The following is a 16,162-nucleotide window of genomic DNA, read 5'->3' as shown; positions in this document are numbered from 1 at the left end:
GCCTCAATCCGGAAATGTCCTCATGAAGATCACCGGCAAAATCTACACCATCATCGCCACGCTCGGTCTGACGACCGCGCTCGTCGGCGGCATCTCGATCTACACGCTCAATTACGAGGCCCGCCTTTCCAATCAGCTCGACCAGTTGAACCACCAGGCCTTCCTGGCCGAACGCATCAACGGTCTCGTCAGCGCCGTGGTGATGGACGCGCGCGGCGTCTACATGTCGGCGGACACCGACGCCGCCAAGCCCTTCGTCGCTGGCATCAAGCGCACCCTCGATAAGCTGCAGGAAACCGCCCAGGACGTCGAAGCGAGCCAGGACGAGACGGTCCGTTCCAGCTTCGGTCCGGTCGCCAAGGATGTTGCCGAGTTCGTCACCTTCCGTACCGAGACAGCTCGCCTCGCCACCCAGGAAGGCCCGCAGGCGGCCAATGTGCAGGGCAACAACGAGGCCAACCGCGCCAATCGCAAGGCGCTGCAGGCGTCGCTCAACGAGCATGTCGAGCGGCTGCGCGGCCTGACCGAACCGGTCCGCGAGGAGTTCAACACGGTTAAGGTCTGGTCCGAGATCATCATCGCCATGACCACCGCGATCGGCCTTCTGATCGGCATCGGCACCGGCCTCTATATCGGCGTCGTGACGCTGAGCCGCCCCATCCGCCGGGTGATCGAGACCGTGAAGGCGGTCGCCGACGGCAATCTCGACGTCGAGATCGAAACTAACGCCGGCAATGACGAGATCGGCGAGCTCTGGCGCTCCACCGGCGAACTTCTCGGCACGCTGCGCGACGCCGAGCGCCTGCGCGCCGAGCAGGCCAGCAATGCCGAGCGGGTCGAAGTTGAAAAGCGGGTCGCCATGCGCGATCTCGCCGATCGCTTCGACAGCGAGATTTCCGGCGTCGTCCGCTCGGTTGCCGCCGCCGTCACCCAGCTGGAGCATTCGGCCTCCAGCATGAGCTCGTCGGCCGATGAGACCAGCCGCCAGTCGACCGTCGTCGCCGCGGCGGCCGAGCAGGCGACCGGCAATGTGCAGATCGCCGCTTCCGCCGCAGAAGAACTCGCCGCCTCGGTGCGCGAGATCGGCCACCAGGTGTCCACCGCCGCGAAGATCGCCGGCGAGGCCACCGAACAGGCCACCGGCACCGCCGATGTGGTGCGCGGTCTCGCCACCAGCGCCCAGCGCATCGGGCAGGTGGTGAACCTCATCACCGACATTGCCTCGCAGACCAACCTGCTGGCCCTCAACGCCACCATCGAGGCGGCGCGGGCGGGCGATGCGGGGCGTGGCTTCGCCGTCGTCGCGATGGAAGTGAAGACCCTCGCCGAGCAGACTTCGAAGGCGACCGACGAGATTTCCTCGCAGATCGCCGCCGTCCAGGGCGCCACCAACGACGTGGTGCGGGCGATCGAAAACATCTCTGGCACCATTCGCCGCATCGACGAAATCTCCAGCGCCATCGCCACCTCCATCGACGAGCAGGGCGCGGCGACCGGCGAGATCGCGCAGAACGTCCACCAGGCGGCCCAGGGCACGCAGGAGGTTTCCTCCAGCATTTCCACGGTCAGCGTCGCAGCCGCCGACACTGGGCGGGTCTCGGCCGAGATCGTGCGCTCCGCCGCAGATCTGTCGTCGCAGGCGACCCGGTTGCGTACGCAGTTCGACACCTTCATCGAACGCATCCGCGCCGCTTGAGCCCTGGCCGGCGCCTCAGGGCGCCGGCCTCTCCAGATCACCCGAATCCAGTGAGTGTCATGGACGACCTGCTCCGCGAATTCCTGACCGAAACCGGCGAAAGCCTCGATGTCGCCGACGGCGAACTTCTGAAGCTCGAAACCGACCCGAACAACCGGGACATCCTCAACAGCATTTTCCGCCTCGTGCACACCATCAAGGGCACCTGCGGCTTTATCGGCCTGACCCGGCTGGCGCGCCTCGCGCACGCCGCCGAGACGCTGATGGACGAGTTCCGCAACGGTCGCCCGGTAAAGTCGGGTGCGGTGGATCTGATCCTGCGGACCATCGACCGGATCAAGCTCATCCTGGCCGAAATCGAGCGCAGCGACGGCGTGGAGCCTCCCGGCGCGGATGAAGACCTGATCTCGGCCCTGGAAGCGGAAGCCGCCCAGGAGCCGGCTGCGCCGACCCCGCCACCGGCCCCGCCGGCGAAAGCCGAGCCGGCCGTCGTGGTCTCGCTTGAGCGCGAACTGCTGCCGGGCGAGGTGCCGCTCGACGAGCTGGAGCGCATGTTCCGCGAGACGGCGGTGGAGGCCCGGCCGAAGGCGTCGGCGCCGACGCCCGCGCCTGCCCTGGCGCCCGTGCCGCAGCTGGTGGCCACCGCGCCCGAGGCCGAGCACGCCCCGGCCGCAGCGGCCGACCCGGCAGCGGCCGCTGCGGCGCAGACCATCCGCGTCAGCGTCTCGGTGCTCGAGCATCTGATGACGATGGTTTCCGAACTGGTGCTGACCCGCAACCAGCTGATGGAGATCAGCCGCCGCAACGAGGACAGCGACTACAAGAGCCCGCTGCAGCGGCTTTCCACCGTCACCGGCGAGCTGCAGGAAGCGGTGATGCGCACCCGCATGCAGCCGATCGGCAATGCGTGGCAGAAGCTGCCCCGCATCGTGCGCGATCTCGCCCAGGAGCTCGGCAAGCATATCGAGCTGGAACAGCACGGCGCCGAGACCGAACTCGACCGCCAGTTGCTCGACCAGATCAAGGACCCGCTCACCCACATGGTGCGCAATTCGGCCGACCACGGGCTGGAGACGCCCGGGATGCGCCGATTGGCCGGCAAGCCGGAAAAGGGCACCATCCGCCTGTCCGCCTACCATGAAGGCGGCCATGTCATCATCGAGATCTCCGATGACGGGCGCGGGCTCGATATCGCCCGCATCCGCGCCAAGGCGATCGAAAACGGCCTGTGCTCGGAAGCCGATGCCGCGCGCATGGCCGACGCGCAGCTCTATCGCTTCATCTTCCATGCCGGCTTCTCCACCGCGCAGCAGGTCACGAGCGTGTCCGGCCGTGGTGTCGGCATGGATGTGGTGCGCTGCAATATCGAGGCGATCGGCGGCACGGTCGACGTGCGCTCGAAGCGTGGCGAGGGCTCGACCTTCACCATCAAGATTCCGCTCACCCTCGCCATCGTCCCGGCGCTGATTGTCGAGACCACCGGCGAGCGCTTCGCCCTGCCGCAGACCTCCGTGGTGGAACTGGTGCGGGTGCGCAGCGACAGCGAGCATTCGCTGAGCTTCATCAAGCAATCCCATGTGCTGCGCCTGCGCGATCGGTTGCTGCCGATCATCGATCTCGGCGCGGTGATGGGCCTGTCCTGCCACTGGGGTGAACGGCCCGAGGGCGAGCTGATCGTGGTCATGCAGGTCGGCAGCCAGCGCTTCGGCGTCGTGGTCGACAGCGTCTCGCATACCGAGGAAATCGTGGTGAAGCCGCTCGCCTCAGTGCTGCGCGGCATCTCCCTGGTGTCGGGCAGCACCATCCTCGGCGACGGGCGTGTCATCATGATCATCGATCCCAACGGCCTGTCCCAGATCGCGGCCACCCGGTCCGACAAAACGGGGGGCACCAGCAAGAACGAGGCGCACGCGGGCGCCGAGGCCGATTCCAACAAGATGTCGCTCGTGCTCTGCCGGGCCGGCGCGCAGGGCATCAAGGCGGTACCGCTCGCCCTCGTCACCCGTCTCGAGGAACTCGACGCCGGGGAAGTGGAGAGCCTGTCGGACCGTTGCGTGGCGCAGTATCGCGGCACGCTCATCCCGATCCTCTACGCCAACGATGAGGTGGAGCGGAAGACCTCCGGCAAGCAGCCCCTGCTCATCTTCTCGGAAGGAGAGCGGACCATGGGCCTCTTCGTCGACGAGATCGTCGATATCGTCGAGACCGAGTTCGAGCTCAAGCTGTCCTCGGGCTCCGCGGACATCATGGGCGGGGCGATCATCAACGGCACGGCCACCGAGGTGATCGACGTCGCGTACTTCATGCAGCGTGCCTTCGGCGACAACTTCGACATTCCCGTCGGGCACGCTCATGACCGCAGCGGCCGGTTGCTGCTCGTGGACGACAACGCCTTCCATCGCGCCATGCTCGAGCCGGTGCTGAAGGGCAATGGCTACATGGTGACCACCTGCAACTCCGCCAGCGAGGCGCTGGAGAAACTCTCTGGCGACACGCACTTCGACGCGGTCGTCAGCGAGGTCGACCTGCGCGGCATCGACGGCATCGGCTTCGCCGAACGCGTGCGCAGCGAACTGCACATGCATGACCTGCCGATCATCGCCATCGCGGCCGGGCGCAACCCGGAATCCATCGAACGCGGCCATCTGGCCGGATTCACCGACTATGTGGCCAAGTTCGACCGCAACGGCCTTCTCGCCGCGCTGCGCGAATTTGCGGCCCAAGAGGACAAGGAGAAGGCGGCATGAGCACGCCCGCTGTCAATGTGGAGAGGCGAAGCGACGCCCACCAATACGTCACCGTGCGCATCGGTGGACAGCTTTTCGGATTGCCGATCTCGGCGGTCAACGAGGTCTTCGTCCCCGACCAGATCACGCCCGTACCGCTCGCCTCGCGCGAGATCGACGGGGTACTGAACCTGCGCGGTCGGATCGTTACCATGATCGATATGCGCCGCCTGCTCGGCCTGGCTGATGTCAGCCTTGCCCGCATGGCGGTCGGCATCGAGCGCACGGGCGAAGCCTTCGCCCTGCTCATCGATGGGATCGGAGACGTGCTGCTCCTCGATCCCAGCACCTATGACAGCAACCCGCCGAACCTCGACGAAGAGTGGATGCAGTTCTCGGAGGGCGTCCACCGCCTGGAGGGAGAGCTTCTCGTGGTGCTCGACGTCGAACGCGTTCTCGCCACCGTCGGTGGCGCACGGAGCGCGGCGTGACCAACTCAGCCGGGAACGAAGCTGATGAAGACCTTTCTTGTCGTTGACGACTCCACCGTTGTGCGCAAGGCGGCGCGCCGCATGTTGGAAACCTGGTCCTTCAGGGTGGAGGAGGCCGAGAACGGCGCCGTGGCGCTTCATCGGTGCCGGCAGCACATGCCGGACGGTATCCTGCTCGACTGGAACATGCCTGAAGTGACGGGCTTCGAGTTCCTGGAACTGCTGCGCGGCGAAGCCGGCGGCGCCGCGCCGCGCGTGGTGTTCTGCAGCACGCACAACGACGCCGCCCATATCGCCAGTGCCCTGTCGGCCGGCGCCGACGAATACATCATGAAGCCGTTCGACGCCGACATCCTGCGGGAAAAGCTCGTCGAGGTCGGCCTGCTGGAGGAAGAGCCCACATGAGCCTCGCACGCCCCACGGGCTCCTCGGGCGGTACGCCGCAGTCGGCGGGCCCTCCCATCAAGGTGATGATCGTCGATGATTCCGTGTTCATGCGCGGCATCCTCAGCAACTGGCTTGGCGAAACCGGCGAGTTCAGCGTCGTCGCCGTCCATCCGAACGGTCGGCGCGCCGCCGACGACGTCCAGCGCGCGCAGCCCGACGTGGTCATCCTCGACCTCGAAATGCCCGATATGGACGGCCTCACCGCCCTGCCGCTCATCCTTGAGCGCAAGGCCGGTACAGCGGTATTGGTGGCCTCGGCCCTGACCCGCCGTGGTGCAGAGATCAGCCTCCGGGCGCTGACGCTCGGGGCGGCCGATTATCTGCCGAAACCGGATGCCGCTCGCGGCCCGGTCGCGGCGGAAGAATTCCGCGCCGACCTGCTGGCGAAGACGCGCAGCCTTGGCCAGCGCGTGCGGCGTCGCACGCTGCCCCGGCCGCCCGTCGGGGTGCCGGCAGCGGGTGGAGGCGCAGCGCCGTCGACCCAACCCGTGTCGGCGCCGACACCGGCCGCGCCCCGCCCCGGCGGCAAGCTGCGCGCCTATTCGATGATGCCGCCCGGCCTTCTCGCTATCGGCAGCTCCACTGGCGGCCCGCAGGCATTGACCCGGCTGTTCACCGACATCGGCACGGCCATCAGCAATGTGCCCGTGCTGGTCGTTCAGCACATGCCGCCGACCTTCACCGCCATTCTCGCCGAGCACATCGCCCGCGCCTCCGGCCGGCGTTGCGCCGAGGCGCGCGACGGCGAGGAACTTGTGCCTGGCCAGATCTATGTCGCCCCCGGCGGGCTGCACATGGACATCGTCCGCGCCGCCGGCACCAGCAAGATCCGGCTGCTTGACGGCCCGCCGGTGAACTTCTGCAAGCCGGCCGTCGACCCGATGTTCGAGGCGGTCGCGGGCATTTACGGCGCCTCCGCCCTTGCCGTGGTGCTCACCGGCATGGGCAGCGATGGTGCCCGCGGGGCGCTGAAGATCGCCGAACACGGCGGCAGCGTGATCGCCCAGGACGAGGAAACAAGCGTCGTCTGGGGGATGCCGGGCGCCACCGTGGCGATTGGCGCCTGCGCCGGCATACTTCCCATGGGGGAGATCGGGCCGCGGGTCAGCCGAATGCTGATAGGGGGCCGCGAATGATTGCCCCCTCCGAATTCGAGTTCCTGCGGCGCTTTCTCAAGGACAAGTCGGGGCTCGCCCTCACCGACGACAAGCGCTACCTGCTGGAGACTCGGCTCGAACCCGTGATGAGGAAGGCGGCGGTGCCCGGCGTCACGCAGCTCGTTGCCGCGCTGCGCGAGCGGGGAGCCTCTCCGCTGGCCGAGGCGGTGATCGAAGCGATGACGACCAACGAATCGCTGTTCTTTCGCGACAAGCGGCCCTTCGATCAGCTGACCTCGCTGATCCTGCCGGACCTGATCTCCCGCCGCCCGGCCGGCCAGCCGCTGCGCATCTGGTGCGCGGCCGCTTCCACCGGGCAGGAGCCCTATTCCATTGCCATGCTGCTGCGTGACAATGAGCGGCTTCTCGGCGGCCGGCGGGTCGAGATCGTCGCCACCGACCTGTCCGCCGAGGTGATCGAGCGGGCCAAGGAGGGCGTCTACACCCAGTTCGAGGTGCAACGGGGCCTGCCGGTGCATTATCTCCTGAAGTGCTTCAGCCAGGAGGAGCAGATGTGGCGGATCAACGCCGACATCCGCTCCATGGTACGCTTCTCCAAGCTCAACCTGCTGCAGTCCTTCAGCCATCTCGGCCAGTTCGACATCGTGTTCTGCCGCAACGTGCTGATCTATTTCGACGCGGCCACGAAGACAGACGTGCTCGGGCGCATCGCCAATGTCATGGCGCGCGACGGCTATCTCGTGCTCGGGGGCGCCGAAAGCGTGCTCGGCCTGTCCTCGGAGCTGGTGCCCGGAAGCCAGCACGGCTTCTATATCCGCAAGAACTGAACTCGCTTCGGCTGAGCCCGCTCTACTGAACGGGCCTCGGCCGAAACACCCGCCTCTTCGCTGGCTCCTCCCGGAAGCGAAGAGGCGGGTTCTCTATCCTTCCCCCGCCGCCCGCCCGGACGGCCGCCGCGTTTCGCCATTGGCGACCCGGCTCCTCGGTGACGCGCGCCGCCTTGCGGCTGTCGTCAGCGGGCCATGAATTTTCCGCAATCTCCCGCGCGGCACGATGATATCCGTCTCCATTCGTGCTTTCCTGCAGCCGGGGTTTGTCCGATACCTCCGGATGAGAGGCCGCACGCGCAATGGCGCGCAACAGTCGCAAGGGGGCAGCGTGACGCTGAGGGGAATAGTCGGGTTGCTCGCCGCAGCCATCTCGGGAATCGCTTTGCCGGGAACCGCTTACGCCGGCAGCTTCCTTGAACCGGCCGGGCCTATCGCCTCGGCGCAGATCTCGCATTTCGGCGTAATCAGTGCGCTGATGCTCATCGTCATCGTGCCGATGTTCGTCGTGCTGCCCATCGTGCTGTGGCGCTACCGCCGCGGCGGCAAGGGCACTTATCGGCCGGACTGGGAGTTCAACTGGGGCCTCGAAATCCTCATCTGGGGCGTCCCGGTGGCGCTTGTCGTCGCCCTTGGCACGGCGCTGTGGCGGCAGACGATCGAGGGCGACCCCTACCGCGCTCTCGGCCCTGACCCTCTGGTGGTCGAGGTGGTGGCCCTCGACTGGAAATTCCTCTTCCTCTACCCCGAGCAGGGCGTGGCGACGCTGGATCTGCTCGCCTTGCCCGAGGGACGGCCGATCACCTTGAAACTGACCAGCGGCACGGTGATGCAGTCCTTCATCATCCCGCAGCTCGCCGGGCAGATCTACGCGATGGCGGGCATGCAGACGCAGCTGAACCTGATTGCCGACAGGACCGGCGACTTCACCGGGCGCAACACCCAGTATAACGGCCTCGGCTTCGCCACCCAGTCCTTCACCACACGGGTGATGAGCCCTGACGCCTTCGAGGGCTGGGTCGCGGCGACGAAGGCCCGGGGAACCGCGCTCGATGCCGCCGGCTACACCAACCTGCTTCCCCCTGCCGTGGTGAACGAGCCGGTGCTCTACAGCCAGTTCACCCCGGGCCTGTTCAACCAGGTGATGGCGCGCTTCGCGCGCGGCATGTTCCAGCACGACGGCCATGCGGCGATACCCGCTTCGCCCGCGCCCGCCCAGGGCCATGACCATAAGCCGGAGGCCGCGCAATGAACTGGGAGCTGATATTCGGCCAGATCACCTGGGACTCCTTCGTCTTCGCCGGGATGATCGAGAACCCCTCGCTCAGCGAGGCCATCGCCTCGGGCGCGGGGTCGATCGCCGTGCTGGGCGCGCTCGCCACCGTCATCCTGCTGACGGTCAAGGGCTGGTGGGTGCCGCTGTGGCGCGACTGGCTGACCAGCGTCGACCATAAGAAGGTCGGCATCATGTACATCGCCATCGCGCTTGTTATGTTCGCCCGCGCGGTGATCGAGGCGGCGCTGATGCGCGCCCAGCAGCTCGCCGCCACGGAGGGCGCCGGCTTCCTGTCGGCGGATCATTTCGGGCAGCTGTTCAGCACCCACGGCACGATCATGATCTTCTTCGTGGCGATGCCGTTCATCACCGGGCTGATGAACTACGTCATGCCGCTGCAGATCGGCGCCCGCGACGTCTCCTTCCCGCTGCTCAACGCCATCTCGCTGATGCTGACCATGGCGGGCGCCGTGCTCATCATGGTGTCGCTGGTGGTGGGCCAGTTCTCCACCGGCGGCTGGTCGGCCTATCCGCCCTTCACCGGCATTGAGTTCAGCCCGGGAGAGGGCGTCGACTACTGGATCTGGGCGGTGTCGCTGGGCTCGATCGGCTCGACGCTGACGGGCCTCAACTTCGCGGTGACGATCTACAAGAAGCGCTGCCCCGGCATGACGCTGTTCCGCATGCCGCTGTTCACCTGGACGACCTTGTGCACGTCGATCCTGATGATCTTCGCCATGGCGCCACTGACCGCCGCCACCGTCATGCTCGCCCTCGACCGCTATGCCGGCTTCCATTTCTTCACGAATGGCGACGGCGGCAACATGATGAACTACGCCAACCTGTTCTGGCTGTTCGGCCATCCGGAAGTCTACATCCTGATCCTGCCGGCCTTCGGCGTCTGGTCGGAGGTGGTCGCCACCTTCTCCAGCAAGCGCATCTATGGCTACACCTCGCTGGTCTACGCCACCATGTGCATCGCCGTGCTCTCCTTCGCGGTGTGGCTGCACCACTTCTTCACCATGGGCCAAAGCGCGAATGTGAACGCCATCTTCGGCATCGCCACGATGATTATCGGCGTGCCGACCGGCGTGAAGGTCTATGACTGGCTGCTGACCATGGTGGGCGGGCGCATCCGCTTCTCCACGCCGATGCTGTTCCACATCAACTTCCTGCTCACCTTCATCCTCGGCGGCATGACCGGCGTGCTGCTGGCCAATCCCGGCGTCGACTTCCAAGTCCACAACACCCTGTTCCTGGTGGCGCATTTCCACAACATGATCATCCCCGGCGTGCTGTTCGGCATGTTCGCGGCGGTTCAGTTCTGGTTCCCGAAGGTGTTCGGCTTCCGGCTGCATGAAGGGCTGGGCCGCGCCTCCTTCTGGTGCTTCGCGCCGGGCTTCCTGCTGGCGTTTTTCCCGCTCTACTGGCTGGGCATGATGGGCGCGACGCGCCGGACCTATATGTGGTCGAATCCCGACTATGTGCCCTGGCTCGCCCTCGCCATGCTCGGCGCCGCGCTCATCCTGGCCGGCTTCGCGCTGATGGTGATGCAGATCGTCGTATCGGTGCGCCAGCGCGCACAGCTCGCCGCCCCGCTGGGCGATCCCTGGGACGGGCGGGCGCTCGAATGGTCGATCCCCTCGCCGCCCCCGGCCTGGAACTTCGCCGTGCTGCCCGAGGTGTCCTCGCAGGACCCGTTCTACGAGGCCAAGAAGGCTGGCACCGCCTATCGCTCGCCCGCGGCCTATGAGGACATCGAGGTGCCGCGCAACACGGCGACGGCGCCGCTGATCGGCCTGTTCGCCTGCGCCTGGGCCTTCGCCCTCGTCTGGCACATCTGGTGGCTGGCGATCGCCTCCTTCGTGCTGATCTGGGTCGTCGTCATCGTGCGCTCTTTCGAGACGGACACGGAAGAGACCGTTCCCGCCGCGACGGTGAAGGCGGCGAACGAGGCCTTCCTCGCCGCCGTGCGCGCCACGCCGGGCGTGACCCGCGACCGGGAGATGACCTCCGACAACAGGGGCCGGGCCATCCCGGAAAGTCTGGAGGCCGGCGCGGGCGCCCTCGCCTCCGGCGCTGCCGTGGAGGTGTCGCGATGAGCCTTTCCGAACGCCTTCATCCCGGGCTGAACCTCGCCGGCACCGACCCCGAAGGCCACGAGGCGGCCGAGGAAGTCCTGTTCGGCTTCTGGATCTTCCTGATGAGCGATCTGGTGCTGTTCGCAGTGCTGTTCGCGACCTATGCGGCGATGAGCGTGCAGGGCATCGCCGACGGGCCCCTGCCCGCCGAGGTGTTCGACCTGACCGCCGCCTTCGTCGAGACGCTGCTGCTGCTGCTCTCCAGCTTCGCCTTCGGCTTCGCCATTCTGGCGATGAAGTACCGCGAAGACCGGCGCGGCGTGCTGGTGTGGCTGCTCCTCACCGGCGTGCTCGGCGCCGCCTTCGTCGCCATGGAACTGCACGACTATTACGTGATGATCACCCAGCATGCGGCGCCGCCGCAGGCAAGCGGCTTCCTATCGGCCTATTACCTGCTGACCGGCACCCATGCGCTGCATGTGTCGTCCGGCCTGGTGTGGATGGCGATCATGTCGATCCAGATCGCCGTCCTCGGCTTCACCGCGCCGGTGAAGCTGCGGCTGATGCGCCTGGCACTGTTCTGGCACATGCTCGACGTGGTCTGGATCGGCATCTTCACCTTCGTCTACCTCTACGGGGTCGCGTCATGAGCAACCGCATTCCCGCCGAGCGGCCAGTGATCGAGGGTGAGGACGAGGGACACGAGCGCCGCTCCTATGTGATCGGCCTCGTGCTGGCGCTGGCTCTGACCACGGGCGCCTTCGCCGTGGTGTGGCTGGACCTTCTCAGCGGCGTCGCCGCGCTCGCCGGGCTGGGGCTGCTGGCCCTGATCCAGGCGGTGGTGCATCTGCGCTATTTCCTGCACATCGACCTTCAGCGCTCGCACCGCGACGACCTGCTGCTGATCCTGTTCACCGTGCTGATCCTGCTCATCATGGTGTCCGGTACCATCTGGATTCTCTACGACCAGCATGTCCGCATGATGCCCTGACCGCGGCGCCGGGATGCGCCGGACATTCGGCGCGTCCTCTCCTTGCGACGCGCGGCGGCCTGCCAATCGTAACGGTGGTGGCCCTGAGACCAGGATGGAGGCGGTGCCACGCGTTGAACCGGCCGGACGCCCGGTAATGAACGAGGCGAGATGTTCGCGGCATTGCACGGCGAACTGCGCACCATCCTCGCAGGCACCAAGCGCCAAGCCCTTGGATGCCATCAGAAAGACCGCCAAAACAACAAAGCCCGCAACCGAGGTTGCGGGCTTTGTCGATCGTTTGGTTGCGGGGGCAGGATTTGAACCTGCGGCCTTCAGGTTATGAGCCTGACGAGCTACCGGGCTGCTCCACCCCGCGTCAGAGCCGGCACGTCGCGGTTCGCGTTGCCGACGGCGGGTATCTAGCAATCCGCATGGCCAATTGAAAGGGGGCTGGGCTATCTTTTTGTCATCGGATCGTCGCGCCGAGAGTGAAGAACTCATCTAACCAATTGCGTCGGAAGGGTAATTCATGCCGGACAAGCTCTCTGACATCGCCACCGAAGCGGTGGATAGTCCTGCCGCCGCCCTTCCCGCACCGCCGTCGAGGCTCGCCCTCGCACTGAACGAGGCGCAGGAAGAGGCCCGCGCCGCGCTTGCCTTGGCCGATCCGGTAAAGGCGGTGCATGGCGTGCGCAAGGGTTTCAAGCGGCTGCGGGCGCTGCTGCGGCTGGCCGGTGCGGCCCGCGAGCGCGCGGTGGCCCAGCGTGCCCGCGCGTCGCGCCGGGCCCTCGCCGCGATCGCCCGGCACCTGGCACAGGCCCGCGACACGGCGGCCCGCGAGGACGCGCTGGACGATCTCGTCGCCAAGGCGGACCTTTCCGCCGCCGCGCGGCGCGCCGCCAGCCGCGCCTTCGCCCCGGCGGCGACGCCCGCGGCCGATGCCGGCGTGGGCGCGCACCGGGCTGCGCTCGAGGCCGAGATGGCGCGGCTGGCGCAGGCTCTGCCCCGGCTGGGTGCCGCGCTGGACGACAAGGCGCTCCCCGCCGCGCTGACGGCCGGCTATGCTAGGGCGCGCCGCGCCGGCCGCGCGGTCGACCCGCAGGACGACGAAAGCCTGCACGAGCTGCGCAAGGAAATCGTCGCCCAGCGCTACCAGATGGAGCTGGTCATCCATGCCTGGCCGGCACTCGGCCAGATGTGGGTGGACCAGCTGCAGCGGCTGCGCGACAAGCTCGGCAAGCATCACGACCTCTCCGTGCTGCGCGCTTTGGCCGAGGCGCACCCCATGCGTGCCGATGGCGGGCCGCTCTGGCGCGCCCAGCTGCTTGCCGCGATCGAGGCCCGGCAGGAGAAGCTCGCCCACTCCGCCCTGCTGCTGCACGCCCGGCTTTTCGCGGAGAAACCAAGGGCCTTCCGCCGGCGGCTTTCCGCCTATATGTCTGCTGTATCCGAAAGGAAATAACGCCGCCTGCGCCCACCACGGCGCGGCAGAACCTGTGACAACCACGGAAAACGCCCATGTTCGTGCGGCAGATGCACTATCTCGTCGCGCTGGCGCGGGAGAAGCACTTTGGTCGGGCGGCGCACGCCTGCCACGTCACCCAGCCGACGCTGTCGGCCGGCCTCCGCAAGCTGGAACAGGAGCTCGGCGTGCCGATCGTGGTGCGCGGGCATCGCTTCCTCGGCTTCACGGCGGAGGGCGAGCGGGTGCTCGGCTGGGCCCGCCAGATCGCCGCCGATTATGAAAGCCTGCGGCAGGAAAAGGTCGAGACTTCAGGGCAGATCACCGGCACGCTGCGCATCGGCGCCATTCCCGCCGCCACGGCGGCCGCGCCGGCCCTGCTGGCCCCGTTCCGCCACCGGCACTCCGAGGTGAAGGTGCAGATGCTCACCCTCTCCTCCGCCGCCATCCAGCGCGGCCTTGACGAGATGGAGCTCGACGCCGGCATCACCTATCTCGACAATGAGCCGCTGAACCGGGTGCGCCGCCTGCCGCTCTACCGCGAGCACTATGTCTTCATCACCCGCCCGGACGAGCCGCTGGCACGTCGGCGCAGCCTGCGCTGGGCCGAGGCGGCGGCGCAGCCCCTGTGCTTGCTCACCCCGGACATGCAGAACCGCCGAATCATCGACCAGGTGATGGCTGAGGCCGGCATCGCTTCGACACCGGCGATCGAGACCAACTCCTTCATGGGCGTGTGGTCCTTCGTCCGGCGCGGGCCGTGGAACAGCATTGTTCCGGAAGCCAGCTTTCGCGGGCTGGGTGAGTCCGCCGACCTCGTCGGCGTGCCGCTCGTCGATCCCGTGCATGTCCAGCCAATCGGCCTCGTCCTGTCCGAGCGCGACCCGCTCAGCCCGGTCGCCGGCGCGCTGCTCAAGCTGGCGCAATCCTTCGGGCGCGAAAGTTCGATTGAGAATATCTTCAAATAGCCGCGACTTCATTGTCGCCATCTATCAATTGGTCGTCCCTTTCAATTTGAGTTCTTTGTCCGCGCCTCCCATTGTCTGACGGTCGGCGGCGCGGACAGCATGGCTTGCGCACCGGACCGGCACGAAGGACGCCCGTCGCCCCGCCCCCTCGCGGGTCAATGCGGCCCCACAGCAAATCAACGCCGGCGCGAGGCTGGCGGCTTGCGGTCTGCCGTGTCGCGCGGCGGAAGCGTCCCTGCTCACCCTGACGAGAGGAATGCCCGATGGCCAAGATTCTCTGCGTGCTCTACGACGACCCGATCGACGGCTACCCCACGACCTATGCCCGCGACGACCTGCCGAAGATCGACCATTATCCCGGTGGCCAGACGCTGCCGACGCCGAAGGCGGTCGACTTCACCCCCGGCCATCTGCTCGGCTCGGTGTCCGGCGCGCTCGGCCTGCGCAAATATCTGGAGTCCAACGGCCACACGCTGGTCGTGACCTCCGACAAGGACGGCCCCAATTCCGTATTCGAGAAGGAGCTGGTCGACGCCGACATCGTTATCTCGCAGCCCTTCTGGCCGGCCTATCTCACGCCCGAGCGCATCGCTAAGGCGAAGAACCTCAAGCTGGCGCTGACCGCCGGTATCGGCTCGGACCACGTCGATCTTCAGTCGGCTATTGACCGCAACATCACCGTGGCAGAAGTCACCTATTGCAACTCGATCAGCGTCGCCGAGCATGTGGTGATGATGATCCTGGGCCTGGTGCGAAACTACCTTCCCTCGCATGACTGGGCCCGCCAGGGCGGCTGGAACATAGCCGACTGCGTCGCCCATTCCTACGATCTGGAAGCGATGAGCGTCGGTACCGTCGCCGCCGGCCGCATCGGCCTCGCCGTGCTGCGCCGCCTCGCTCCTTTCGATGTTAAGCTGCACTACACCGACCGTCACCGCCTGCCCGACGCAGTGGAGAAGGAGCTGAATCTCACCTGGCACGCCTCGCGCGAAGAGATGTACCCGCATTGCGACGTGGTGACGCTCAACTGCCCGCTGCATCCCGAAACCGAACACATGATCAATGACGAGACGCTGAAGCTGTTCAAGCGCGGCGCCTATATCGTCAATACCGCCCGCGGCAAGCTCTGCGATCGCGACGCGGTGGCACGCGCCCTGGAGAATGGCCAGCTCGCCGGTTACGCGGGTGATGTCTGGTTCCCGCAGCCGGCGCCGGCCGATCACCCCTGGCGGACGATGAAGTGGAACGGCATGACGCCGCACATCTCAGGCACCTCGCTCTCCGCCCAGGCCCGCTACGCCGCCGGCACCCGCGAGATCCTCGAATGCTTCTTCGAGGGCCGCGCGATCCGCGACGAATATCTCATCGTCCAGGGCGGAGCGCTCGCCGGCACCGGGGCGCATTCCTATTCCAAGGGCAATGCCACCGGCGGCTCGGAAGAGGCCGCCAAGTTCAAAAAGGCGGTCTGAGCCGCGCTTACGACCTTCCGTTGCCCGCCGCGAAGGGGCGACGGAATCCTTCCCGAAACTCTCTCACGCCGCCCGCCGCAAGGCCGGGCGGCTTTCTTTTTGCCGAGTGCCATTCCGCGCTGCATCACCGCCGCGCCGCCGGACACACCGTCGCAGCCATGGTGGCCCACCATTCGGCCGCCCTGTTGTCTCGCCCGCCCCCCGTCCCGGACGCGATGCCGGGATGGCCGGCTGGCGGGATGAGGTGGAAGGGTCGAGCGTGCGGCACGCGCGGGGTAGCGCAGCGCTGATCCATCGGACGTTCGTGACGGTGCTTCGCCGGCAAAACGCGTGATGGTGTCCTCCAAGACTCGGCCCCGGCAGCGGCAGCGACTAGGAGAGAGCTACGGTCGGCTCAGGAGGGAGCGCCGCGCTCATTTTCGCAGTGTGGGGCTCGCTGTTAGCGCCGGAACGCCCGATCTTGCGGGACGCCGGCCTGAAGCCGGCGTCGATCCAACCCTAGACTCGCACGGGACGATGACCTTCATTGCGTTTGGCTTTTGCCATCGGGAGGCGCGCGTTTCGGGTCGCGCGCGGCGCGGTTGCGCGGCGGGCGGCCTCTGGCGGCCCTCGCCCGAGCGCCTTCGCG

The 16,162-nt window shown here is 67.0% G+C and carries 13 protein-coding genes and 1 tRNA gene; 13 read left to right on the top strand and 1 reads right to left on the bottom strand.

What is annotated here, in order from left to right:
- Positions 1-22: 22 nt before the first annotated feature.
- From BLO63_RS18235 to cyoD, 10 genes are all read left to right on the top strand, one after another.
- Positions 23-1,696, top strand: coding sequence for a methyl-accepting chemotaxis protein (locus BLO63_RS18235; protein WP_091443628.1), 1,674 nt, complete (start codon positions 23-25; stop codon positions 1,694-1,696).
- Between the two features lie 59 nt (positions 1,697-1,755).
- On the top strand, positions 1,756-4,443 hold the full coding sequence (locus tag BLO63_RS18230; protein WP_091443625.1) for a hybrid sensor histidine kinase/response regulator: 2,688 nt from the start codon (positions 1,756-1,758) through the stop codon (positions 4,441-4,443).
- Positions 4,440-4,913 carry a chemotaxis protein CheW gene (locus BLO63_RS18225; RefSeq protein ID WP_091443624.1) on the top strand — a complete coding sequence of 158 codons (474 nt, stop codon included), beginning with the start codon at positions 4,440-4,442 and terminating at the stop codon, positions 4,911-4,913. The genes BLO63_RS18230 and BLO63_RS18225 overlap by 4 nt, the downstream gene beginning before the upstream one ends.
- A gap of 24 nt (positions 4,914-4,937) precedes the next feature.
- Positions 4,938-5,318 carry a response regulator gene (locus BLO63_RS18220; RefSeq protein ID WP_091443622.1) on the top strand — a complete coding sequence of 127 codons (381 nt, stop codon included), beginning with the start codon at positions 4,938-4,940 and terminating at the stop codon, positions 5,316-5,318.
- Positions 5,315-6,496, top strand: a complete 1,182-nt coding sequence (locus BLO63_RS18215; RefSeq protein ID WP_091443621.1) for a protein-glutamate methylesterase/protein-glutamine glutaminase — start codon at positions 5,315-5,317, stop codon at positions 6,494-6,496. The genes BLO63_RS18220 and BLO63_RS18215 overlap by 4 nt, the downstream gene beginning before the upstream one ends.
- Positions 6,493-7,305 carry a CheR family methyltransferase gene (locus BLO63_RS18210; protein WP_091443618.1) on the top strand — a complete coding sequence of 271 codons (813 nt, stop codon included), beginning with the start codon at positions 6,493-6,495 and terminating at the stop codon, positions 7,303-7,305. Before BLO63_RS18215 ends, BLO63_RS18210 begins: the two co-directional genes overlap by 4 nt.
- 385 nt (positions 7,306-7,690) lie before the next feature.
- On the top strand, positions 7,691-8,557 hold the full coding sequence (locus BLO63_RS18205; protein ID WP_244517956.1) for a ubiquinol oxidase subunit II: 867 nt from the start codon (positions 7,691-7,693) through the stop codon (positions 8,555-8,557).
- Positions 8,554-10,683, top strand: a complete 2,130-nt coding sequence (locus BLO63_RS18200) for a cbb3-type cytochrome c oxidase subunit I (RefSeq protein ID WP_091443615.1) — start codon at positions 8,554-8,556, stop codon at positions 10,681-10,683. Before BLO63_RS18205 ends, BLO63_RS18200 begins: the two co-directional genes overlap by 4 nt.
- The gene (locus BLO63_RS18195; RefSeq protein ID WP_091443613.1) at positions 10,680-11,312 is read left to right on the top strand and encodes a cytochrome c oxidase subunit 3; all 633 of its coding nucleotides are present in this window, start codon (positions 10,680-10,682) and stop codon (positions 11,310-11,312) included. Before BLO63_RS18200 ends, BLO63_RS18195 begins: the two co-directional genes overlap by 4 nt.
- Positions 11,309-11,653 (top strand): cytochrome o ubiquinol oxidase subunit IV, encoded by a 345-nt coding sequence (gene cyoD, locus BLO63_RS18190; protein ID WP_091443612.1) that lies wholly within the window; start codon positions 11,309-11,311, stop codon positions 11,651-11,653. Before BLO63_RS18195 ends, cyoD begins: the two co-directional genes overlap by 4 nt.
- 281 nt (positions 11,654-11,934) lie before the next feature.
- Here cyoD and BLO63_RS18185 read toward each other — a convergent pair.
- Positions 11,935-12,011 (bottom strand) — tRNA-Met (locus BLO63_RS18185).
- A 153-nt stretch (positions 12,012-12,164) separates the two neighbouring features.
- Here BLO63_RS18185 and BLO63_RS18180 point away from each other — a divergent pair.
- The 3 genes from BLO63_RS18180 to BLO63_RS18170 all read left to right on the top strand — a co-directional run bounded on the left by BLO63_RS18180 (position 12,165) and on the right by BLO63_RS18170 (position 15,534).
- Positions 12,165-13,097 carry a CHAD domain-containing protein gene (locus tag BLO63_RS18180; RefSeq protein ID WP_091443609.1) on the top strand — a complete coding sequence of 311 codons (933 nt, stop codon included), beginning with the start codon at positions 12,165-12,167 and terminating at the stop codon, positions 13,095-13,097.
- A gap of 56 nt (positions 13,098-13,153) precedes the next feature.
- Complete coding sequence (locus tag BLO63_RS18175; protein WP_091443605.1) at positions 13,154-14,065, top strand: LysR family transcriptional regulator; 912 nt, start codon at positions 13,154-13,156, stop codon at positions 14,063-14,065.
- A 263-nt stretch (positions 14,066-14,328) separates the two neighbouring features.
- Positions 14,329-15,534: an NAD-dependent formate dehydrogenase gene (locus BLO63_RS18170; protein WP_091443603.1), complete on the top strand. Its 1,206-nt coding sequence runs from the start codon at positions 14,329-14,331 to the stop codon at positions 15,532-15,534.
- The last annotated feature ends 628 nt before the right edge of the window (positions 15,535-16,162 follow it).

The organism is Ancylobacter rudongensis, assembly GCF_900100155.1.
GTDB lineage: Bacteria > Pseudomonadota > Alphaproteobacteria > Rhizobiales > Xanthobacteraceae > Ancylobacter > Ancylobacter rudongensis.
Note: the sequence above shows the minus strand (reverse complement) of the source record. Positions and strands in the feature narration are given on the sequence as shown.